The sequence below is a fragment of the Salinirubellus salinus genome, assembly GCF_025231485.1.
GTDB classification, from domain to species: Archaea; Halobacteriota; Halobacteria; order Halobacteriales; family Haloarculaceae; genus Salinirubellus; species Salinirubellus salinus.
This window is the reverse complement of record NZ_CP104003.1, coordinates 1,291,655-1,306,575: the sequence shown is the minus strand read 5'-3', so window position 1 is coordinate 1,306,575 and position 14,921 is coordinate 1,291,655. Positions and strand designations below refer to the sequence as shown.

Sequence of the window (14,921 nt, the reverse complement as noted above, 5' to 3'; positions counted from 1 at the left end):
CCGTCTCGATTACCCCTTGAGACACGCATATGAGCGTGGGGACACTACTGATACCACATGAGAAAACAGGAACTCGTCTACGTTCACGGGCTCCTCGCGGAGCTACGCGAGTTCTACGAGCAGGCCACGGGCCAGCCCATCCCCGCCCCCGAGTACGACGCGATGGACGTCAAGCCGACTTCCATCCACCGCGGCAAGCCCGAACACGAGGCGGCGGTGTTCGCTCTCGCGGGTGCGATGGCCGAGGAGATGGGTGGCGTGCCGCCCCGCCTGCGTGCGGACTGAGGCGTGGACGAGACCGTCGAGTGGCTGCGTGACCGACCCTACTTCGACGACCAGCTCCAGACACACGAGATCGTAGCCGGGCGAGCGGCCGCGTTCGGGGACGAGATACCCCTCGAGTCACGGCTGGCGTCGGCGCTCGCCGACCGCGGTATCGACCGGCTCTACGCGCACCAGCACCGGGCGGTCGAGGCGGTCCGGGCGGGGCGGAACGTCGTCCTCTCGACCCCCACCGCCAGCGGCAAGAGCCTCGCGTACACCGTCCCTGCCTTCGAGCGGGCGATGGGTGCGACCGCGCACGACCCGGCGGCAGCCGAGCGTGCCGACGACGGGAGCACTCTCGGGACGGCGCTCTACGTCGCCCCGCAGGTCGCGCTCGTCAACGATCAGGAGGAGACGCTCTCCGGCCTCGCCGACGCGCTCGGCTTCGGGTCGGGCGTGCAGGTCGCGCAGTACACGGGCCGACAGAGTCGCTCGGAGAAGGCCGCCATCCGAGAGCGCCAGCCCACCGTGCTGCTCGTGACTCCGGACATGCTGCACTACGGCATCCTGCCCCACGCCCACCGGCTCTGGGACTGGTTCTTCGAGCGGCTCTCGACCGTGGTGGTCGACGAGGTCCACGCCTACCGCGGCGTGTTCGGGTCGCACGTCTCGCTCGTGCTGCGTCGCCTCGGCCGCGTCGCCGAGCGGTTCGGGGCCGCCCCCGAGTACGTCTGCTGCTCGGCCACGATCCGGAATCCGGTCGAACACGCCGCGACGGTCACCGCCCAGCCCGCCGAGTCGTTCGTCTCGGTGGAGACGGACACCTCCGCGACCGGGCCGCGTCACTGGCTGTTCTGGAACCCGCCGGAACACGAGGGGAACGAGGGGACGGGTCGGCGTCGCTCCTCGCACACGGAGTCGAAGCGCCTGTTCGTGGACCTCGTCGAACGTGGCTACCAGACGGTCGTGTTCTGCCGGTCGCGCCAGACCGCCGAACGCTACGCCACGGACAGCGCCGACGAACTCCGCAAACGCGGCGCTCACGAGGCCGCACGGGGCGTCGGGGCGTATCAGGCGGCGCTGACGGACGAGCGGCGTGCGGAGATCGAGGCAGGGCTGAAGTCGGGCGAGACGCGTGGGGTGTGGTCGACGAACGCCCTCGAACTCGGCGTCGACATCGGCGGGCTGGACTGCGTGATACTGGACGGCTACCCCGGCACGCGGATGAGCGCGTTCCAGCAGGCCGGACGCGCCGGCCGTGGCACGGACCCAGCGCTCGTCGTCCTCGTCGGCGGCGAGGACCAGCTGGACCAGTACTTCATGCGCCACCCGGACGCGTTCTTCGAGGGCGACCCCGAACGGGCGGTGACGAACCCGGAGAACGACCAGCTCGCGCCCGGCCACGTGCGCTCGGCGGCCAGCGAGAACTGGCTCTCGACCGACGACGAGCGGTGGTTCGGGGAGTCGTTCCCCGACCTCGTGAGCCACCTGGAGTCGACCGGTGACCTCCAGCGGCGCTCCACGGCCGACGGCACCCGGTGGACGACGGACGGCGCCCCACAGCAGGACGTGCACCTCCGGACCATCGACGACCGCTCGATCCGCCTGCTCGACACGCGACGCGACGAGGTGGTCGCCGAACTCCCGTTCGAGGACGCCCTGCGCGACGCCCACCGCGGGGCCGTCTACCACCACCAGGGCCGCAAGTACGAGGTACGCGACCTGAACCTCGACCAGCGGGTCGCCGAACTCGAGCCGACGTGGGCGGACTACTACACCAGGACGCTCCACGACAAGACCATCACCGTCGAACGGGACCTGACGGGCAAGCGGCTGGCGACCCGCGACGACGTGCCGGTCCGGTTCGCCGAGGTGACGATGCGCAAGCAGATAACCGGATTCGAGCGCAAGGACGCCCGCACCGGCCAGACCATCGGCGAGGAGGAACTCGACGTCCCCGAGACGAGCCTGCGGACCCGCGGCCTCTACTTCACCGTCCCGGCCGACGTGGAGTCGGCGATGCGTGAGAGCGCGCACGACGACGGCGAGCGCGACAGCGTGGCAGCCAGCGGGGACTTCGACGGCGGCATCCACGCCGCCGAACACGGGATGATAGCGATGTTTCCGACGACGGTGCTCTGCGACCGGCGCGACGTGGGCGGGCTGTCCACGCCGATGCACCCACACACCGGCGTCCCGACGATATTCATCTACGACGGCTACCCCGGCGGCGTCGGCCTCGCCCGGTCGGGCTACGAGGACGTCGAGGCCCTGATGGAGACGACCCGCGAGATGATACGCGAGTGCCCCTGCGAATCGGGGTGCCCGGCCTGCGTCCAGTCACCCCACTGTGGGAACGCGAACGACCCGCTCGACGAGCGACTCGCGGTCCAGTTGCTGGATGGGCTCCTCGACTGACGACCGTTCCTGTCGACGCGGAAACCCGTTTTCTGTCACCGTGAGGGCCAGTACCAACCGACCCGATGACAAAAGAGCTTTAACGGACACCGACTCGTTTCCTGTTGCCGGCGGAACGGGGTAATCAATTCCAAGCCTGATGCACCAGTTGCGCCGGCATCTCCAACCTCCCGAGCGTACGCCCCATCGCTCGGGTGTCCGCTGCCGCCCGAGAGGCGTCACTCCGCCGTCGGGTCCGGTCGTGGGCGGACGACCAGCACCGGCGCGACGGCGCCCTCTGCGACCCGCTCGGCGTCCTCACCCAGCAGGACCGAGAGGAGCCCCTCGCCACCCTCGCCCATCACAACCACGTCGAACGCGGCCGAGCGGCCGACGATGTCCACGACGGGCTGTTCGGTCTGCGTCGTCTCGCCCGTGATACGGTCGGCCCCGAGTCCACGGCGCTCCAGCGTGTCACGGGCGTGTTCGACGGCCGCGTCGGCCTCGAACGACCCGCCGGTGTCGAGCCCCCACAGCGTCACCCGCCCCTCGCCACCGTGGAGGAGCGTCGCGACGAGGTCCGCGAGCCGGCCGGTGTCGACGACGCCACGCAGAGCCACCAGCACGTCCGTTATCTCACCGGTCGGGTTCGGCAACAGCACGGCCGTGGCGTCCACCTCCGCGGCGACCCGGTCGACCGTCTGGTCCCGGTCGTGGGTGAAGACGACGCGCGTCTCGGGCTCGCGCCCGGCCTCCCGGAACTCGGTGACGATGTCCTCGACGGCGGACTGCGCGCGCTCCTCGTACTGCATGCTCGCCTGCTCGGTCGGCGTCTGTTCGGGCAGGACGTGGTAGCCGAGCACCACCACGTCCGCCGGCGCGAGGAACTCGACCAGCGACGCCGGGAGTGTCTGCCCCTCCAGGACCCGCACGGGGACGAGCACCTTCGGCGGTTCGCGGATGGAGAGGTCACCCTCTGGGCCGTTGGCCATCAGATCACCCCCTTCAGCGAGACGTCGTTCGCGTAGTAGCGGTACCACCCGGCCGCCGCGAGCATCACCACGACGCCGACCACCTGCGAGGTCAACTGCATGAACGCGAGCAGGCCGAAGCTCGCCACGGCACCGAGACCTGCCACCACCGGGTAGGCGGGGACCCGGAACGCCGGGTCGTACCACTCCGGTTCGTCGCGCCGCATCACGATCAGCGCCACGCACATCAGTCCGTACATCACGAGGTGGAGGAACGAGGCCACCTCCGCCAGCACCTCCACGCGGTTCAGCGACACCAGCACCAGCACCGGCCCCGCGCCCAGCACGAGCGCGACGTGCGGCGTCCCGTATCGGAGGTTCATCCGACTGGCGCGGCGTGGGACGACGGCGTCCTTGCTGACCGCGAACAGCGCCCGCGACGTGGCGAGGACGGAAGCGTTCGCGCTCGACAGCGTCGCCAGCAACCCCGCGACGAGGATGGCGATGGCGCCGGAGCCGCCGCCGAACGCGCGGGCCACCTCGACGATGGCCGTCTCGCCGAACCCGGAGAGCGTCGACGCCGCGAACGCGCTGGTGGCGACGAAGATGGTCGAGACGTACAGCACGCCGACGAGGAGCACCGACCCCACCATCGCCAGCGGGAGGTTCCGTCCCGGCTGCTTGATGTCGCCCGCGACGGTCGCCACCTGTGCGAACCCGAGGTACGAGGTGAACACGAGCGCCGCGGTGGTGAACATCGGCATCGGTCCGAACGGGAGGAACTGCTCGGGCACCCTCGTGCGGCCGAACACGCCCAGCGCGTCCAGTCCGCCGTACCCGAGGAAGAACACGAGGATGGTCAACAGCAGGCCGACGACGTAGTTCTGGAGGCGCGCGGCGTTCTCCGTCCCCACGAGGTTCAGCGCGGTGAGCAACACGGCCGAGACGAGCGCCAGCGGGACGACGACGCCCGAAGCGCCGACCGACACCCCCGCCTCGGCCAAGACCGCCGCCGCGTAGTTGCCGAACCCGACGAGGTAGAACGCCGTCGCGAACACCAGCCCCAGCCAGATGCTCAGCCCCACCACCGCTCCCGGTAGTGCGCCGAGCGCCCGCGAGACGAAGTAGTACCCCCCGCCCGACTTCGGCATCGCCGTCGCCAACTCCGAGGTCGGGAGCGCGACCAGCAGCGCCACCACGGCGCCGATGGCGAACGACCCCGCCGCGGCGGGTCCGGCCCGGCCGGCCGCCAGCCCCGGAAACACGAAGATCCCGGCGCCGATCATCGTCCCCACGCCGATGGAGAGGCCCCCGACGAGGCCGATGGACCGCTCCAGTTCCGTCCCCTCCTCGGTGACGGACGTCTCCTCGGTGACCGTCGTCGGCTGGCTCTCGACCTCCGGTGACTCGCCGGCACGGTTCGTCCCCTCCCCGGCCGCCGTCTCCTGCGTCGCTCCCATGGTTGGTCCTGTCGTGTGGGTTTCAGACCGTGGGCAAAAGTGTGTGGGTGGGTCGCTAGATGGTGGGCTTCGAATCCCACGCGTGGCTCTCTGCTCGCTAGCGCTCGCAGCAGACTCACGGCTCGCTCCGCTCGCCGTTCGTGACATCGAGGGTCTCGCTGGCGCTCGACCCTCGCAAGCCAAGGGTGGGATTCGAACCCACGAATTCTCGATTACAAGTCGAGCACTTGAACCGCCCAAGCTCCCTTGGCGCGCATTCGGTGGTAGCAGAGGGTGTGGCTAAGGCCTATCGCTTCCGGCACGGCCAGACCGTGCTAGAGCGCCGCAATATGTTAGGGTGTTTTCAGAACGTGAAGTGTCTGACTGAGTTATATGTGATTTCTCGGTGTAGAGAGGTTCATGCGACGAAGAAAGCTCCTGTACGGCCTCGGTGCCAGTGGTGCAGTGCTCGTCCCGTCCGGGCTGACCGCGGCGGCGTACAACAGTTTCACGCTGACGCGTGAGGCATCAATTGGTGTTGAGGGTGACGGGAGTGCGAGCGCATTTCTGACTCTCAGCCCAGGAACCAGCAACATCGTCTCGACCAACACCAACGACGAGTTGGATATCGCTATCGGGAATGCGATCGATAGTAATAAAGCGGCGGGTGTCAATGTAGGCTCTCAACTGGATGTGGGGACGTTTAGCGACCCAACGAGCACGCCAGCGTTCACCTTCCAGCACAATGCTACCGATAATCAGGATATCGACATCAGCTATAATCTGACTGGAACAGATGGTGGGGATGCCGATGCCAACGTTCAATTCAAGATATCGGACGGCTCCAACGAGTACACGGTCACGGAAACCGGTACACTGAGTTTGACTGGGATTGCGAACTCGACGCTGTTCTCCGTCGCGCTACGTGTCGACACGAATGGCCTCTCCAGCACGGAAGACCTCACCGGCGACCTCACGATAACGCTAAACCCTAGTTCGTAACTCGGGGCCTGGCAAGATATTGGTTCGATCGACGCTCCTGGTATTAGCGCTACTCGCCGCGGCGATAGCGGCGACTACCTACTTCGGCGTCACCGTCGGCACCGTCACCTCCGACAGCATGAACCCGACACTCACCACCGGCGACGCGTTCGTCCTCGTCGACGGCGAGTTGGAGGTGGGGGACATCGTCACCTTCCGACAGCAGACCGACGACGGGACGCGACTCGTCACGCACCGGGTCGTCGGGACGACGGCCAGTGGCGCGTACGTGACCCGTGGCGACGCGAACCCGAGCACGGACCAGGCGGCGGGTGCCCCACCCGTCACGAGCGAGAACGTCGTGGGTGTCGTCCCGTCGGTCGGTGGGAACCCACTCGTCGTTCCGGCCGCGGGGGGCCTCGCTCGATTGAGTTCGGACGTCCGGGTGCCGTTGCTTGGCCTCGTGTTGCTGGCACTCGGCTACGACGCGGTGGCGTCCGGACGCCCCTCGCCCACGCGCGTCCCGCACGTCACGTACGGGCAGGCGCTCGCGGTCATCTTCCTCCTGGGAACCATCGGCGGTGTCGTCGGTGTCGTCGCCGTCGGTGCCTCGAACGAGGTGGTCTACACCGCGACCGAGGCCGAGAGCGCCGAGGGGCCACTCGTCCCGGTGGAGCGCGTCGTCGAACGGGAGGTCACGCTGGAGGCGGTCCGCCCGGCGTACAGCTACCGGTTCGTCGACGCGACGGGCGCCGCGGTGGCCGGGGCGAGCACCGACAGCACGGTGACGACGGTGACGCTCAGGGTGGGGCCGCTGCAGTCGACCGGTCCCCACGCGGTCGGACTCCAGACCGACAACGTCCCGACGACGCTGCCGCGGCCGGTGGCCGCCGCGCTGTACGACTTGCATCCGATGGCCGCCATCACCGCGTCGGTCGCGGCCGTGACGGTCCCCATCTACCTGCTCTCACGGTTCCTCCTGCCGGTCGAGGTCCCGATATCCTGGATAATCAACGCACGGAGTGACGCACGATGAGCCGTGAACGAACACTGCCGTCGAGTGAGGTGAGACGCTGATGGACGTCTGGTCGCTCCTGAGCCGTCTCAGGCCGGTCGCGCTCCACCTCGGCGTGGCGTTCCTGTTGCTCGGGGTGGCGGTCACGGGCGTGACCGGCTACACCCACCTCTCGGACCCGATGGAGGAGGTGACCCAGCGCCAGGAGGTCCCGACCGTGTCGGCGACGACGACGTACGCCACGACGGCGACGGTGACCGGCGAGAGCGACCTCTACGACGAGGGGACGCGACTCCGAAACGAGTCGACGTACGTCGTCCGGGCGTCGCCCGAGGTGTCCGTGGCCGTCCAGACCCGCTTCGACCAGCGCGTCTCGGCCGCCGAACAGCGACTCTGGCTCGAAACGCGCGCACTCCGAGACGAAGAGGTGTTCTGGAACCGACGCACGCCCCTCGACCGTACCACCTTCGACGAGGGGGCTGCCGTCGAGACGGCGGGCACACTGAACGCGAGCGCACTCGTCGACCGACGCGACCGGTTGCGCTCGGAACTCGGTGGTCGGAGCGACATCCAGATGGCGCTTGTCGCGACGGTCGAGTTCGAGGACCCGGTCACCGGTGAGTCTCGGACCCGAGTCCGGCGCATCCCGCTCGAACTGGCCGGTGGGTCGCTGTTCTCGCTGGGTGCCGAGGAGCCGACGCCGACGCAGACCTTCGCGACGACACGGACGGTCACGACCGAACGGATGGGGCCGGTGCCGTGGCTCCGGTACGGTGCCGGGGTGGCTCTGCTGGCACTCGGCGGCACGTTCCTCTGGCTCCGCGACCGTGACTCCGTGCTCGGGACCAGTATCGAACGGACGACGGTCGGGGAGTGGGAACGGACCCTCAGACGGTACAGCGAGTGGATCTCGGCCGGGTCGCTCGTCAACCACGAGTCAGAGGAGACGATTCCCATCGACGACGTGCCAGAACTGGTGAAGATGTCGATGAACAACCGGGGTGGACTGGTCCACTGCGACACCACCGACATCGTCGCCTACCTCGACGGGGACGTCACGTACTACTGTCGCGGCCCAGGGAGCACCTGGGACCCCCAGGACACGCTCGCGAGCGCCTTCGGATTCAAGACGGAGGTCCCGGAGGACGAGGCGTTCCAGCGTCGCTCCGCCGAGTTGAGCGAATCGGTGTCCGTCTCCACCACGTCCGACGACGGCGAGGACTTCACGTTCGGGTTCGACTTCGGGGAGGAAGACGGGGGTGAGGACGGTGCGTAGTCTCGGCCGACTCCGGATTCCGCTGGTGATACTGGCGGTCGTGCTGTCGGTGTCCGTCGTGTCCTCGGCCGGGTCGCTGTCGTTCACGGCCGACAGGCAGGCCGGACTGGACGTGGTGGACGATGCGGATGGAATCGTGAGTCTAGACAAGACAGGAGAGATACGCAAGGGGAGCAACGACGCTCTTTTGACGGAAGTGACGAATCCGACCGGAAACAGCGTCGAACTCGAGGTCCGGATCTCCGGGACAGACTGGTCGTTTAGTCCCGGTCCCGAGCAGACGGTTACGACGACCAGCAGTGATGAAACTCTCCGTACGACGGTCGACGGTTCGTCCACGGTGGAGATACGAGTGAACGTCACGAACAACGCCGCCAAGGGCGACCGCCCGTACGACATGACTGTCCAGAGCCCCGATTTCGACTGGGAGAAGACACCGACCGTGGACATCGTGGCAGGACAGGGTCCACCGGATGGTAAGGGACCGGGAAGCGGTGATAACCCGGCTTGTGAGAAAAGTGGCGGAAACGCTGCGGGCTGTTCCTGAAGACTACAACTCCTTCTCCAACTCCACCCGATGCGGGTCGTACCCGTGTCGCTCGTAGAACCGCCGTGCGTCCTCGTTCGTCGCCATCACGTCGAGCGCCACGACCGTACAGCCACGTTCTCGCAGCGCCGCCTCCGCGCGCTCCAGCAGGGCCGTCCCGATCCCGTCGTCGCGGCGCTCGGGGACGACGTAGAGGTTCTCGACCATCCCCCGTCGTTCGTCCTGCTCGTATCCGCCCGTCTCCACCGAGCAGGTGACGAACCCGACGATGGCGTCGCCCTCGCCGGCGACGAACAGCGTCCCGGCGACGGCGTGGCGGAGGAGCGATTCGCGGATGTTCTCGCGGTTCTCGGCCGGCAGGAGGTGTGAGCCGTGGGCGAGCTGGTCGGTGGCGAGGTCGACCCAGAGGTCCGCGAGGACGTCCGCGTCGGTCGTCCGGCCCCGTTCGATCACTGCTGGTCGAGCGCGTCGACGGCCGGGAGAGTGTCACCGGTCAGCATGCTGAGGCAGGCGCCACCGCCCGTCGAGACGTGGCTGAACCCCTCGATGCCGAGGCGGCGGAGCGCGGCCGCGGTGTCACCACCGCCGACGATGCTGTGCTCGGCACGGGTCGCCGACTCGTAGAGTTCGCGCGTGCCGAACGCGAAGTTCTCGTCCTCGAACACGCCCGCCGGCCCGTTCAGCACCGCGGTCCCGGCCTCCTCCAGCAGTTCGGCGAAGTGGCTCACCGTCTTGGCGCCGACGTCCATCGCGGCCTCCGTCGTCGGGAGGTCGTCGACGTCGAGTTCGACACGTTCGCCGCCGCGCTCGACGGCAACGTCGCGGGGCAGGTGGATTCGCGCGCCGAAGTCGTCGAGCAGTTCGCCGGCCTGCTGGACGGCCTCGGAGGAGCGTTCGTTGACGACGGCGGCGCTGGCGGCACCGAGGCGGACGCCGGAGGCGAGGAGGAAGGCGTTGCCGACGATCCCGGCGGCGAGGATGTCGTCCGCGAGCCCGCGTTCGAGGACGCTCCGGGCGACAGTGAGCGAGTCGTCTACCTTCGCGCCGCCGAGCAGGTAGACGCGGGGGGTGGGGGACTCGGAGACGTTCCCCAGGACGTCGAGTTCACGCTCCATCACCCGACCGGCGTAGGCGGGGAGGCGGGCCGGGAACCCGACGAGCGACGGTTGCGAGCGGTGGGCGGCGGCGAACGCGTCGTTGACGTAGGCGTCGAAGACGGGCGCGAGCCGTCGGACGAGGAAGGTGTCGGCGGCGTCGGCCGGGTCGAACTCCATGTACTCCTCGGAGTAGAACCGCGTGTTCTCGAGGACGACGGCCTCGCCGAGGGCGAGCGCCCGGACCTCCGCACGGGCGTCCGCGGAGAACGTGGCGTCGCAGTAGCCAACCGACCCGTCGAGGAGTTCGTCGAGCCGTTCGGCGTGGGCCGAGAGATCGGCGAAGTCGTCACCGCCCGGTCGGCCCTGGTGGGCGAGGATGGCGACACGGGCGTCCCGTTCGAGCAGTTCCGAGAGCGTGTCGAGGTGGGCGCGGATGCGTGCGTCGTCGGCAAGTCCGCCGTCACCTAGTGGACTGTTGATGTCCACGCGTACCCCGACGGCCGCGCCCGAGGCGTCGAGGTCCGACAGCGTCCGTATCATGTTCGAGCCTGCAGGGGGACGGAGCAAAGAGGTTTCCCTGTTGGCTGGCCACGTCGTATCGATGGGCCGACAGGGCGCGGATTCGTCGGCTCACACCGTCCAACGTGTCCGAAATCCGAAGCGCACGAACGCAGGTTTATTTATCCGTGGGTCCGGACTGAGCGCGTGAACCACAGTCATGGGTGTAGCTGAACAACTTTCACGCGGCCGCTCACTCGTGGGCGACCGTCTCGATGTGCTCCTGGTGAGCCTCCTCGCCCTCGTCCTGCTCGTGGACGTGGTCCGCCAGTTCCTCGGTGGGGGACTCACCTTCCAGTTCATCGCGAGCGTCGTACTGGAGGGGGTGGTCATCGGACTCGCCTACGGGCTCGCCGGCATCGGGCTGTCGATGACGTACAGTATCCTCAACTTCGCGAACTTCGCGCACGGCGACACCATCACCGTCGGCGCGTTCACCGGCTGGTCGATCGCATACGTCGTCGGGGGGTTCGGCACCGCGGGGGTCGGGAGCCTCTTCCTGCTGACGGCCGACCCCGGGCTCTCCATCGCCAACGCGTTCGGCGTCATCGTCGTCGGCGCGCTGGCGGCGGGGGCCGGGGCCGTCGTCCTCTCGCTCCTCCTCGACCGTATCGTCTACCGGCCGATGCGCGAGTCGGGGGGCATCTCACTGCTCATCGCCTCCATCGGGGTGGCGCTGGCACTCCGGTACCTCCTCGCGTTCGTCTACGGCACCGGTGTGAAGGGTATCACCGCGCCGGTCCCCAAGGTGGCGTTCCTCAGCGTGAACGGGGTCTCCGGGTTCGGGGTCATCGGCGCCGACCAGCGCATCGGTGACCTCGCCTCGGTGGCGGACCTGCCGTTCTTCGTGGACCTGCCGTTCGCGAGCGCCGGGAGTCAGGTGCTCGTCAGCCTCACGTTCCACGGGCTGGCGCTCGCGCTCACCGCGGCGGGACTGATGCTCGGGATGCACTTCTTCCTGCAGCGCTCGAAGCTCGGGAAGGCGATGCGTGCGATGGCTGACAACAAGCCGCTCGCTCGTGTCACCGGTATCCCGACCGAGCGCGTCATCCGGCTGACGTGGATTCTCGGCGGGGCGCTCACCGGCATCGCCGGCTTCCTCATCGTCCTCGAGAGCGGGACGATGTCGTTCTCGTTCGGCTGGATTCTGCTGCTGTTCGTCTTCGCGGCGGTCATCCTCGGTGGTATCGGCTCCATCTACGGCGCGATGGCCGGTGGCGTCATCATCGGTCTCGTCGACTCGATGGCCATCATCTGGCTGCCGAGCGGCCTGACGAAGGCGGCGGCGTTCGCCGCCCTCATCATCGTCCTGCTCGTCCGTCCCGAGGGGCTGTTCGGGGGGGTGACCACCGCATGAGCGCGCAGAGTGCTGGGCTGACCGACCGGGTCCGGAACCTGCTCGTCGACGTCTTCGGGGGCAACGACGCCCGGATGATCGCGGGCACGATGGGTGGTATCTACCTCCTGCTCATCGTGTTCAGTCTCGTCGCCGGCTTCGGCTTGGGCGGCATCGTCAACACGCTCCGGGCGGCGACCGTGTTCGCGGCGGGCTACGGGATGCTCGTCCTCGCGCTGAACCTCCACTGGGGGTACACGGGCCTGTTCAACATCGGCGTGGCCGGCTTCATGGCCGTCGGTACCTACACCACGGCCATCCTCTCGGCCCCGCCCGAGGCCTCGCCCGGCGCGGGGCTCGGCCTGCCCATCCCCATCGCCATCCTCGGCGGGATGTTCGCGGCCGCACTCGTCGGCCTGCTGACCGCGCTGCCGGCGCTGCGCCTGCGCGCGGACTACCTCGCCATCGTCACGGTGGCGCTCTCGGAGATCATCCGCCTCGCGGTGAAGTCCGGCACGCTCGCCGAGTTCACCATCTTCGGTGTCACGCTCGGTACCGGCGGTGGTCGGGGCATCAGCTACCCGGCACCGGGGAGTCTCGGCGGCTGGGTGCTCGACAACGTGCCCGGCGGCGAGGCGCTCGTCGACGTCGGACAGGCGCTCGGCATCGCTAAGCCGGTCATGAGCGGCCTCGTCTACCTCGTGGTACTCATCCTGTTCGCGGCGGCGTTCTACTGGCTGCTCGTCCGCATCGGGAACTCCCCGTTCGGGCGGGTGCTGAAGGCCATCCGCGAGGACGAACTCGTCGCCTCCTCGCTCGGCAAGGACACGCGCGTGTTCAAACTGAAGGTGTTCGCCGTCGGCTGTGCGCTGATGGGGCTGGCGGGCTACCTCTGGATCGGTCGCTCGGGGTTCGTCAACGACCTCTCGTTCCGGCCGAACATCACGTTCTTCATCTTCATTGCGCTCATCATCGGCGGCGCCGGGTCGAACACCGGCGCCCTGCTGGGGGGGATGGTGTTCTCCTCGCTGCTGTTCTACCTGCCGCAGTTCCTCAGTCAGAACTTCGGTTCCAGCGGGAGCGCGCCGGGGGACTTCCTCGGCGCGCTCGCGGGGCTGGACGAGTTCGTCGCCTACACGCTGCAGAACATCTCGTCGCTCCGCTTCGTCCTCATCGGGGTGTTGCTCGTCTACCTCATGCACAACCGGCCGGACGGTCTCCTCGGTCACCGCAAGGAGGACGCCGCTGCGGTGAACCTCCTCGAACGCTCGTCGAAGCCGCCGGGGTCCGGTGCCACTGTGGCCGACGGCGGCGAAGGAGGTGAGCGCGATGAGTGACAGTAGCACCAGTCCGGCCGACGCCAACATCCCGGAGGACGCCGAGGTCCCGGACGTCGAACCGGAGGAGGCCGACTCGGAGGTCGAGGAGGCCGCCAAGACCACCCCACGGTCCCTGCCGCTGCGGGTGCAGAACCTCCGCAAGACGTTCGGCGGCATCACGGCCGTCGACGACACCACCTTCTCGGTCGAGGAGGGGTCGCTCACGGGGCTCATCGGCCCGAACGGGGCCGGCAAGTCCACGACGTTCAACTGTATCACCGGCGTCCACACGCCGACGAGCGGGAACGTCTACTTCAAGGACGAGGACATCACCGGCCTGGAACCGCACCAGATCGCCAACCGTGGCCTCGTGCGGACCTTCCAGATCGCCCGCGAACTCGAGGAGATGACCGTCCTCGAGAACCTGATGCTCGCCCCCCGCGGACAGCTGGGCGAGTCGATGGTCCGGTCCGTGCTCCCTGGACTGCGCGACGACGTGGTCGAACAGGAGACGGAGCTCCGCGAGCGGGTCTGGGAGATGCTGGAGTTCTTCGAGATCGACCACCTCGCGGGCGAGTACGCGGGGAACCTCTCCGGTGGCCAGCGGAAACTGCTGGAGATGGCCCGCGCGCTGATGACCGACCCGGAGATGGTCCTGCTCGACGAACCGCTCGCCGGTGTCAACCCGACGCTGGAGGAGAAGCTACTCGAACGCATCCACGAACTCCGCGAGGAGGGCTACACCTTCCTCCTCGTGGAACACGACATGGACGTCATCATGAACAACTGCGAACACGTCATCGTCATGCACCAGGGGACGGTCCTCGCCGAGGGCGCCCCCGAGGACATCCGGAACAACGAACAGGTCATCGAGGCCTACCTGGGTGAGGACATATGAGTCAGGGCGCACGCGCCGGGACCGAGTACGACGCCGAGACGGCCGCGGAGGCGCTGCTCTCGGTCCGGTCGCTCGACGCGGGCTACGGCGACCTGCAGATTCTCACCGACGTCGACCTGTTCGTCTCCGAGGAGGAGTACGTCACCATCGTCGGTCCGAACGGGGCCGGCAAGTCGACCGTGATGAAGTCCATCTTCGGCCTGACGAACTACATGGCCGGCCACATCGACTTCGGCGGCGAGAGCATCGCCGGGAAGGACCCCGAGGACATCATCCACTACGGCTTGGGCTACGTCCCCCAGAACGAGAACGTGTTCGCGGGGCTGACCGTCGAGGAGAACCTCGAGATGGGTGCCTACATCCTCGACGAGTTCCCGGACGAGGCTCTCGAACGGACGTACGAACGGTTCCCCATCCTCAGGGAGCGCTCGGGCCAGAAGGCCGGCACGCTCTCGGGTGGCCAGCGACAGATGCTGGCGATGGGCCGGGCCCTGATGCTCGACCCGGACCTGCTGATGCTCGACGAACCCTCTGCCGGCCTCGCGCCGGACCTCGTCGACGAGATGTTCGACCGCATCGACCGCATCAACGACGCCGGCACGGCCGTCCTGATGGTCGAGCAGAACGCCAAGGAGGCGCTTCGCCGGTGTGACCGCGGTTACGTCCTCGTCGACGGGCAGAACCGCTACGTCGACAGCGGGGACGCGCTGCTGGCCGACGAGCAGGTCCGACAGGATTTCCTCGGCGGCTAGAGGGCCTGAACGAGCGATTCGGTCTCCGGTCTCTCCTCGGTTCTTCTACACACGACTGTGAGCGGCGGGTT

14 protein-coding genes and 1 tRNA gene are annotated in these 14,921 nt (G+C 68.0%); 10 read left to right on the top strand and 5 right to left on the bottom strand.

The features are described 5' to 3' along the window. Positions 1-57 precede the first annotated feature (57 nt). Positions 58-285, top strand: a complete 228-nt coding sequence (locus N0B31_RS07260) for a UPF0058 family protein (protein ID WP_260595201.1) — start codon at positions 58-60, stop codon at positions 283-285. 3 nt (positions 286-288) lie between these two features. Further along, positions 289-2,682 (top strand): DEAD/DEAH box helicase, encoded by a 2,394-nt coding sequence (locus tag N0B31_RS07255; protein ID WP_260595200.1) that lies wholly within the window; start codon positions 289-291, stop codon positions 2,680-2,682. Positions 2,683-2,900: 218 nt separating this feature from the next. Here N0B31_RS07255 and N0B31_RS07250 read toward each other — a convergent pair whose 3' ends face one another. The 3 genes from N0B31_RS07250 to N0B31_RS07240 all read right to left on the bottom strand — a co-directional run bounded on the left by N0B31_RS07250 (position 2,901) and on the right by N0B31_RS07240 (position 5,343). After that, positions 2,901-3,653, bottom strand: a complete 753-nt coding sequence (locus tag N0B31_RS07250) for a universal stress protein (RefSeq protein WP_260595199.1) — start codon at positions 3,651-3,653, stop codon at positions 2,901-2,903. Further along, on the bottom strand, positions 3,653-5,092 hold the full coding sequence (locus N0B31_RS07245; RefSeq protein ID WP_260595198.1) for an APC family permease: 1,440 nt from the start codon (positions 5,090-5,092) through the stop codon (positions 3,653-3,655). Before N0B31_RS07245 ends, N0B31_RS07250 begins: the two co-directional genes overlap by 1 nt. Before the next feature lie 177 nt (positions 5,093-5,269). Continuing rightward, positions 5,270-5,343: transfer RNA gene (locus N0B31_RS07240), tRNA-Thr, on the bottom strand. A 148-nt stretch (positions 5,344-5,491) separates the two neighbouring features. Between N0B31_RS07240 and N0B31_RS07235 the strand changes: the two genes are divergently transcribed. From N0B31_RS07235 to N0B31_RS07220, 4 genes are read left to right on the top strand one after another with little or no spacing between them, the layout of a single operon-like run. Then, complete coding sequence (locus tag N0B31_RS07235; RefSeq protein ID WP_260595197.1) at positions 5,492-6,073, top strand: hypothetical protein; 582 nt, start codon at positions 5,492-5,494, stop codon at positions 6,071-6,073. Positions 6,074-6,092: 19 nt separating this feature from the next. Continuing rightward, entirely contained in the window at positions 6,093-7,088 is a 996-nt protein-coding gene (locus tag N0B31_RS07230) for a signal peptidase I (RefSeq protein WP_260595196.1), read from the top strand. A 40-nt stretch (positions 7,089-7,128) separates the two neighbouring features. Further along, on the top strand, positions 7,129-8,343 hold the full coding sequence (locus N0B31_RS07225; protein ID WP_260595195.1) for a DUF5305 family protein: 1,215 nt from the start codon (positions 7,129-7,131) through the stop codon (positions 8,341-8,343). After that, the gene (locus N0B31_RS07220) at positions 8,336-8,890 is read left to right on the top strand and encodes a hypothetical protein (protein ID WP_260595194.1); all 555 of its coding nucleotides are present in this window, start codon (positions 8,336-8,338) and stop codon (positions 8,888-8,890) included. The genes N0B31_RS07225 and N0B31_RS07220 overlap by 8 nt, the downstream gene beginning before the upstream one ends. A gap of 3 nt (positions 8,891-8,893) precedes the next feature. Here the strand turns inward: N0B31_RS07220 and N0B31_RS07215 are convergent, their stop codons facing one another. After that, positions 8,894-9,343: a GNAT family N-acetyltransferase gene (locus N0B31_RS07215; protein WP_260595193.1), complete on the bottom strand. Its 450-nt coding sequence runs from the start codon at positions 9,341-9,343 to the stop codon at positions 8,894-8,896. Continuing rightward, the gene (locus tag N0B31_RS07210) at positions 9,340-10,527 is read right to left on the bottom strand and encodes a phosphoglycerate kinase (RefSeq protein ID WP_260595192.1); all 1,188 of its coding nucleotides are present in this window, start codon (positions 10,525-10,527) and stop codon (positions 9,340-9,342) included. The genes N0B31_RS07215 and N0B31_RS07210 overlap by 4 nt, the downstream gene beginning before the upstream one ends. 178 nt (positions 10,528-10,705) lie before the next feature. On the opposite strand from N0B31_RS07210, the gene N0B31_RS07205 reads away from it, so the two are divergent. The 4 genes from N0B31_RS07205 to N0B31_RS07190 are packed head-to-tail and all read left to right on the top strand — an operon-like array spanning position 10,706 to position 14,850. Continuing rightward, positions 10,706-11,902, top strand: coding sequence for a branched-chain amino acid ABC transporter permease (locus N0B31_RS07205; RefSeq protein WP_260595191.1), 1,197 nt, complete (start codon positions 10,706-10,708; stop codon positions 11,900-11,902). Beyond that, complete coding sequence (locus N0B31_RS07200; protein WP_260595190.1) at positions 11,899-13,218, top strand: branched-chain amino acid ABC transporter permease; 1,320 nt, start codon at positions 11,899-11,901, stop codon at positions 13,216-13,218. Before N0B31_RS07205 ends, N0B31_RS07200 begins: the two co-directional genes overlap by 4 nt. After that, positions 13,211-14,098 carry an ABC transporter ATP-binding protein gene (locus N0B31_RS07195; protein WP_260595189.1) on the top strand — a complete coding sequence of 296 codons (888 nt, stop codon included), beginning with the start codon at positions 13,211-13,213 and terminating at the stop codon, positions 14,096-14,098. The genes N0B31_RS07200 and N0B31_RS07195 overlap by 8 nt, the downstream gene beginning before the upstream one ends. Then, entirely contained in the window at positions 14,095-14,850 is a 756-nt protein-coding gene (locus N0B31_RS07190; RefSeq protein WP_260595188.1) for an ABC transporter ATP-binding protein, read from the top strand. The genes N0B31_RS07195 and N0B31_RS07190 overlap by 4 nt, the downstream gene beginning before the upstream one ends. The last annotated feature ends 71 nt before the right edge of the window (positions 14,851-14,921 follow it).

What these genes read in the sequence shown, in the direction of transcription:
- N0B31_RS07195 (WP_260595189.1), top strand. Translation starts at nt 13,211, where the DNA reads ATGAGTGACAGTAGCACCAGTCCGGCCGACGCCAACATCCCGGAGGAC.
- N0B31_RS07190 (WP_260595188.1), top strand. Translation starts at nt 14,095, where the DNA reads ATGAGTCAGGGCGCACGCGCCGGGACCGAGTACGACGCCGAGACGGCC.
- N0B31_RS07205 (WP_260595191.1), top strand. Translation starts at nt 10,706, where the DNA reads ATGGGTGTAGCTGAACAACTTTCACGCGGCCGCTCACTCGTGGGCGAC.
- N0B31_RS07210 (WP_260595192.1), bottom strand. Translation starts at nt 10,527, where the DNA reads ATGATACGGACGCTGTCGGACCTCGACGCCTCGGGCGCGGCCGTCGGG.
- N0B31_RS07225 (WP_260595195.1), top strand. Translation starts at nt 7,129, where the DNA reads ATGGACGTCTGGTCGCTCCTGAGCCGTCTCAGGCCGGTCGCGCTCCAC.
- N0B31_RS07250 (WP_260595199.1), bottom strand. Translation starts at nt 3,653, where the DNA reads ATGGCCAACGGCCCAGAGGGTGACCTCTCCATCCGCGAACCGCCGAAG.
- N0B31_RS07235 (WP_260595197.1), top strand. Translation starts at nt 5,492, where the DNA reads ATGCGACGAAGAAAGCTCCTGTACGGCCTCGGTGCCAGTGGTGCAGTG.
- N0B31_RS07245 (WP_260595198.1), bottom strand. Translation starts at nt 5,092, where the DNA reads ATGGGAGCGACGCAGGAGACGGCGGCCGGGGAGGGGACGAACCGTGCC.
- N0B31_RS07200 (WP_260595190.1), top strand. Translation starts at nt 11,899, where the DNA reads ATGAGCGCGCAGAGTGCTGGGCTGACCGACCGGGTCCGGAACCTGCTC.
- N0B31_RS07260 (WP_260595201.1), top strand. Translation starts at nt 58, where the DNA reads ATGAGAAAACAGGAACTCGTCTACGTTCACGGGCTCCTCGCGGAGCTA.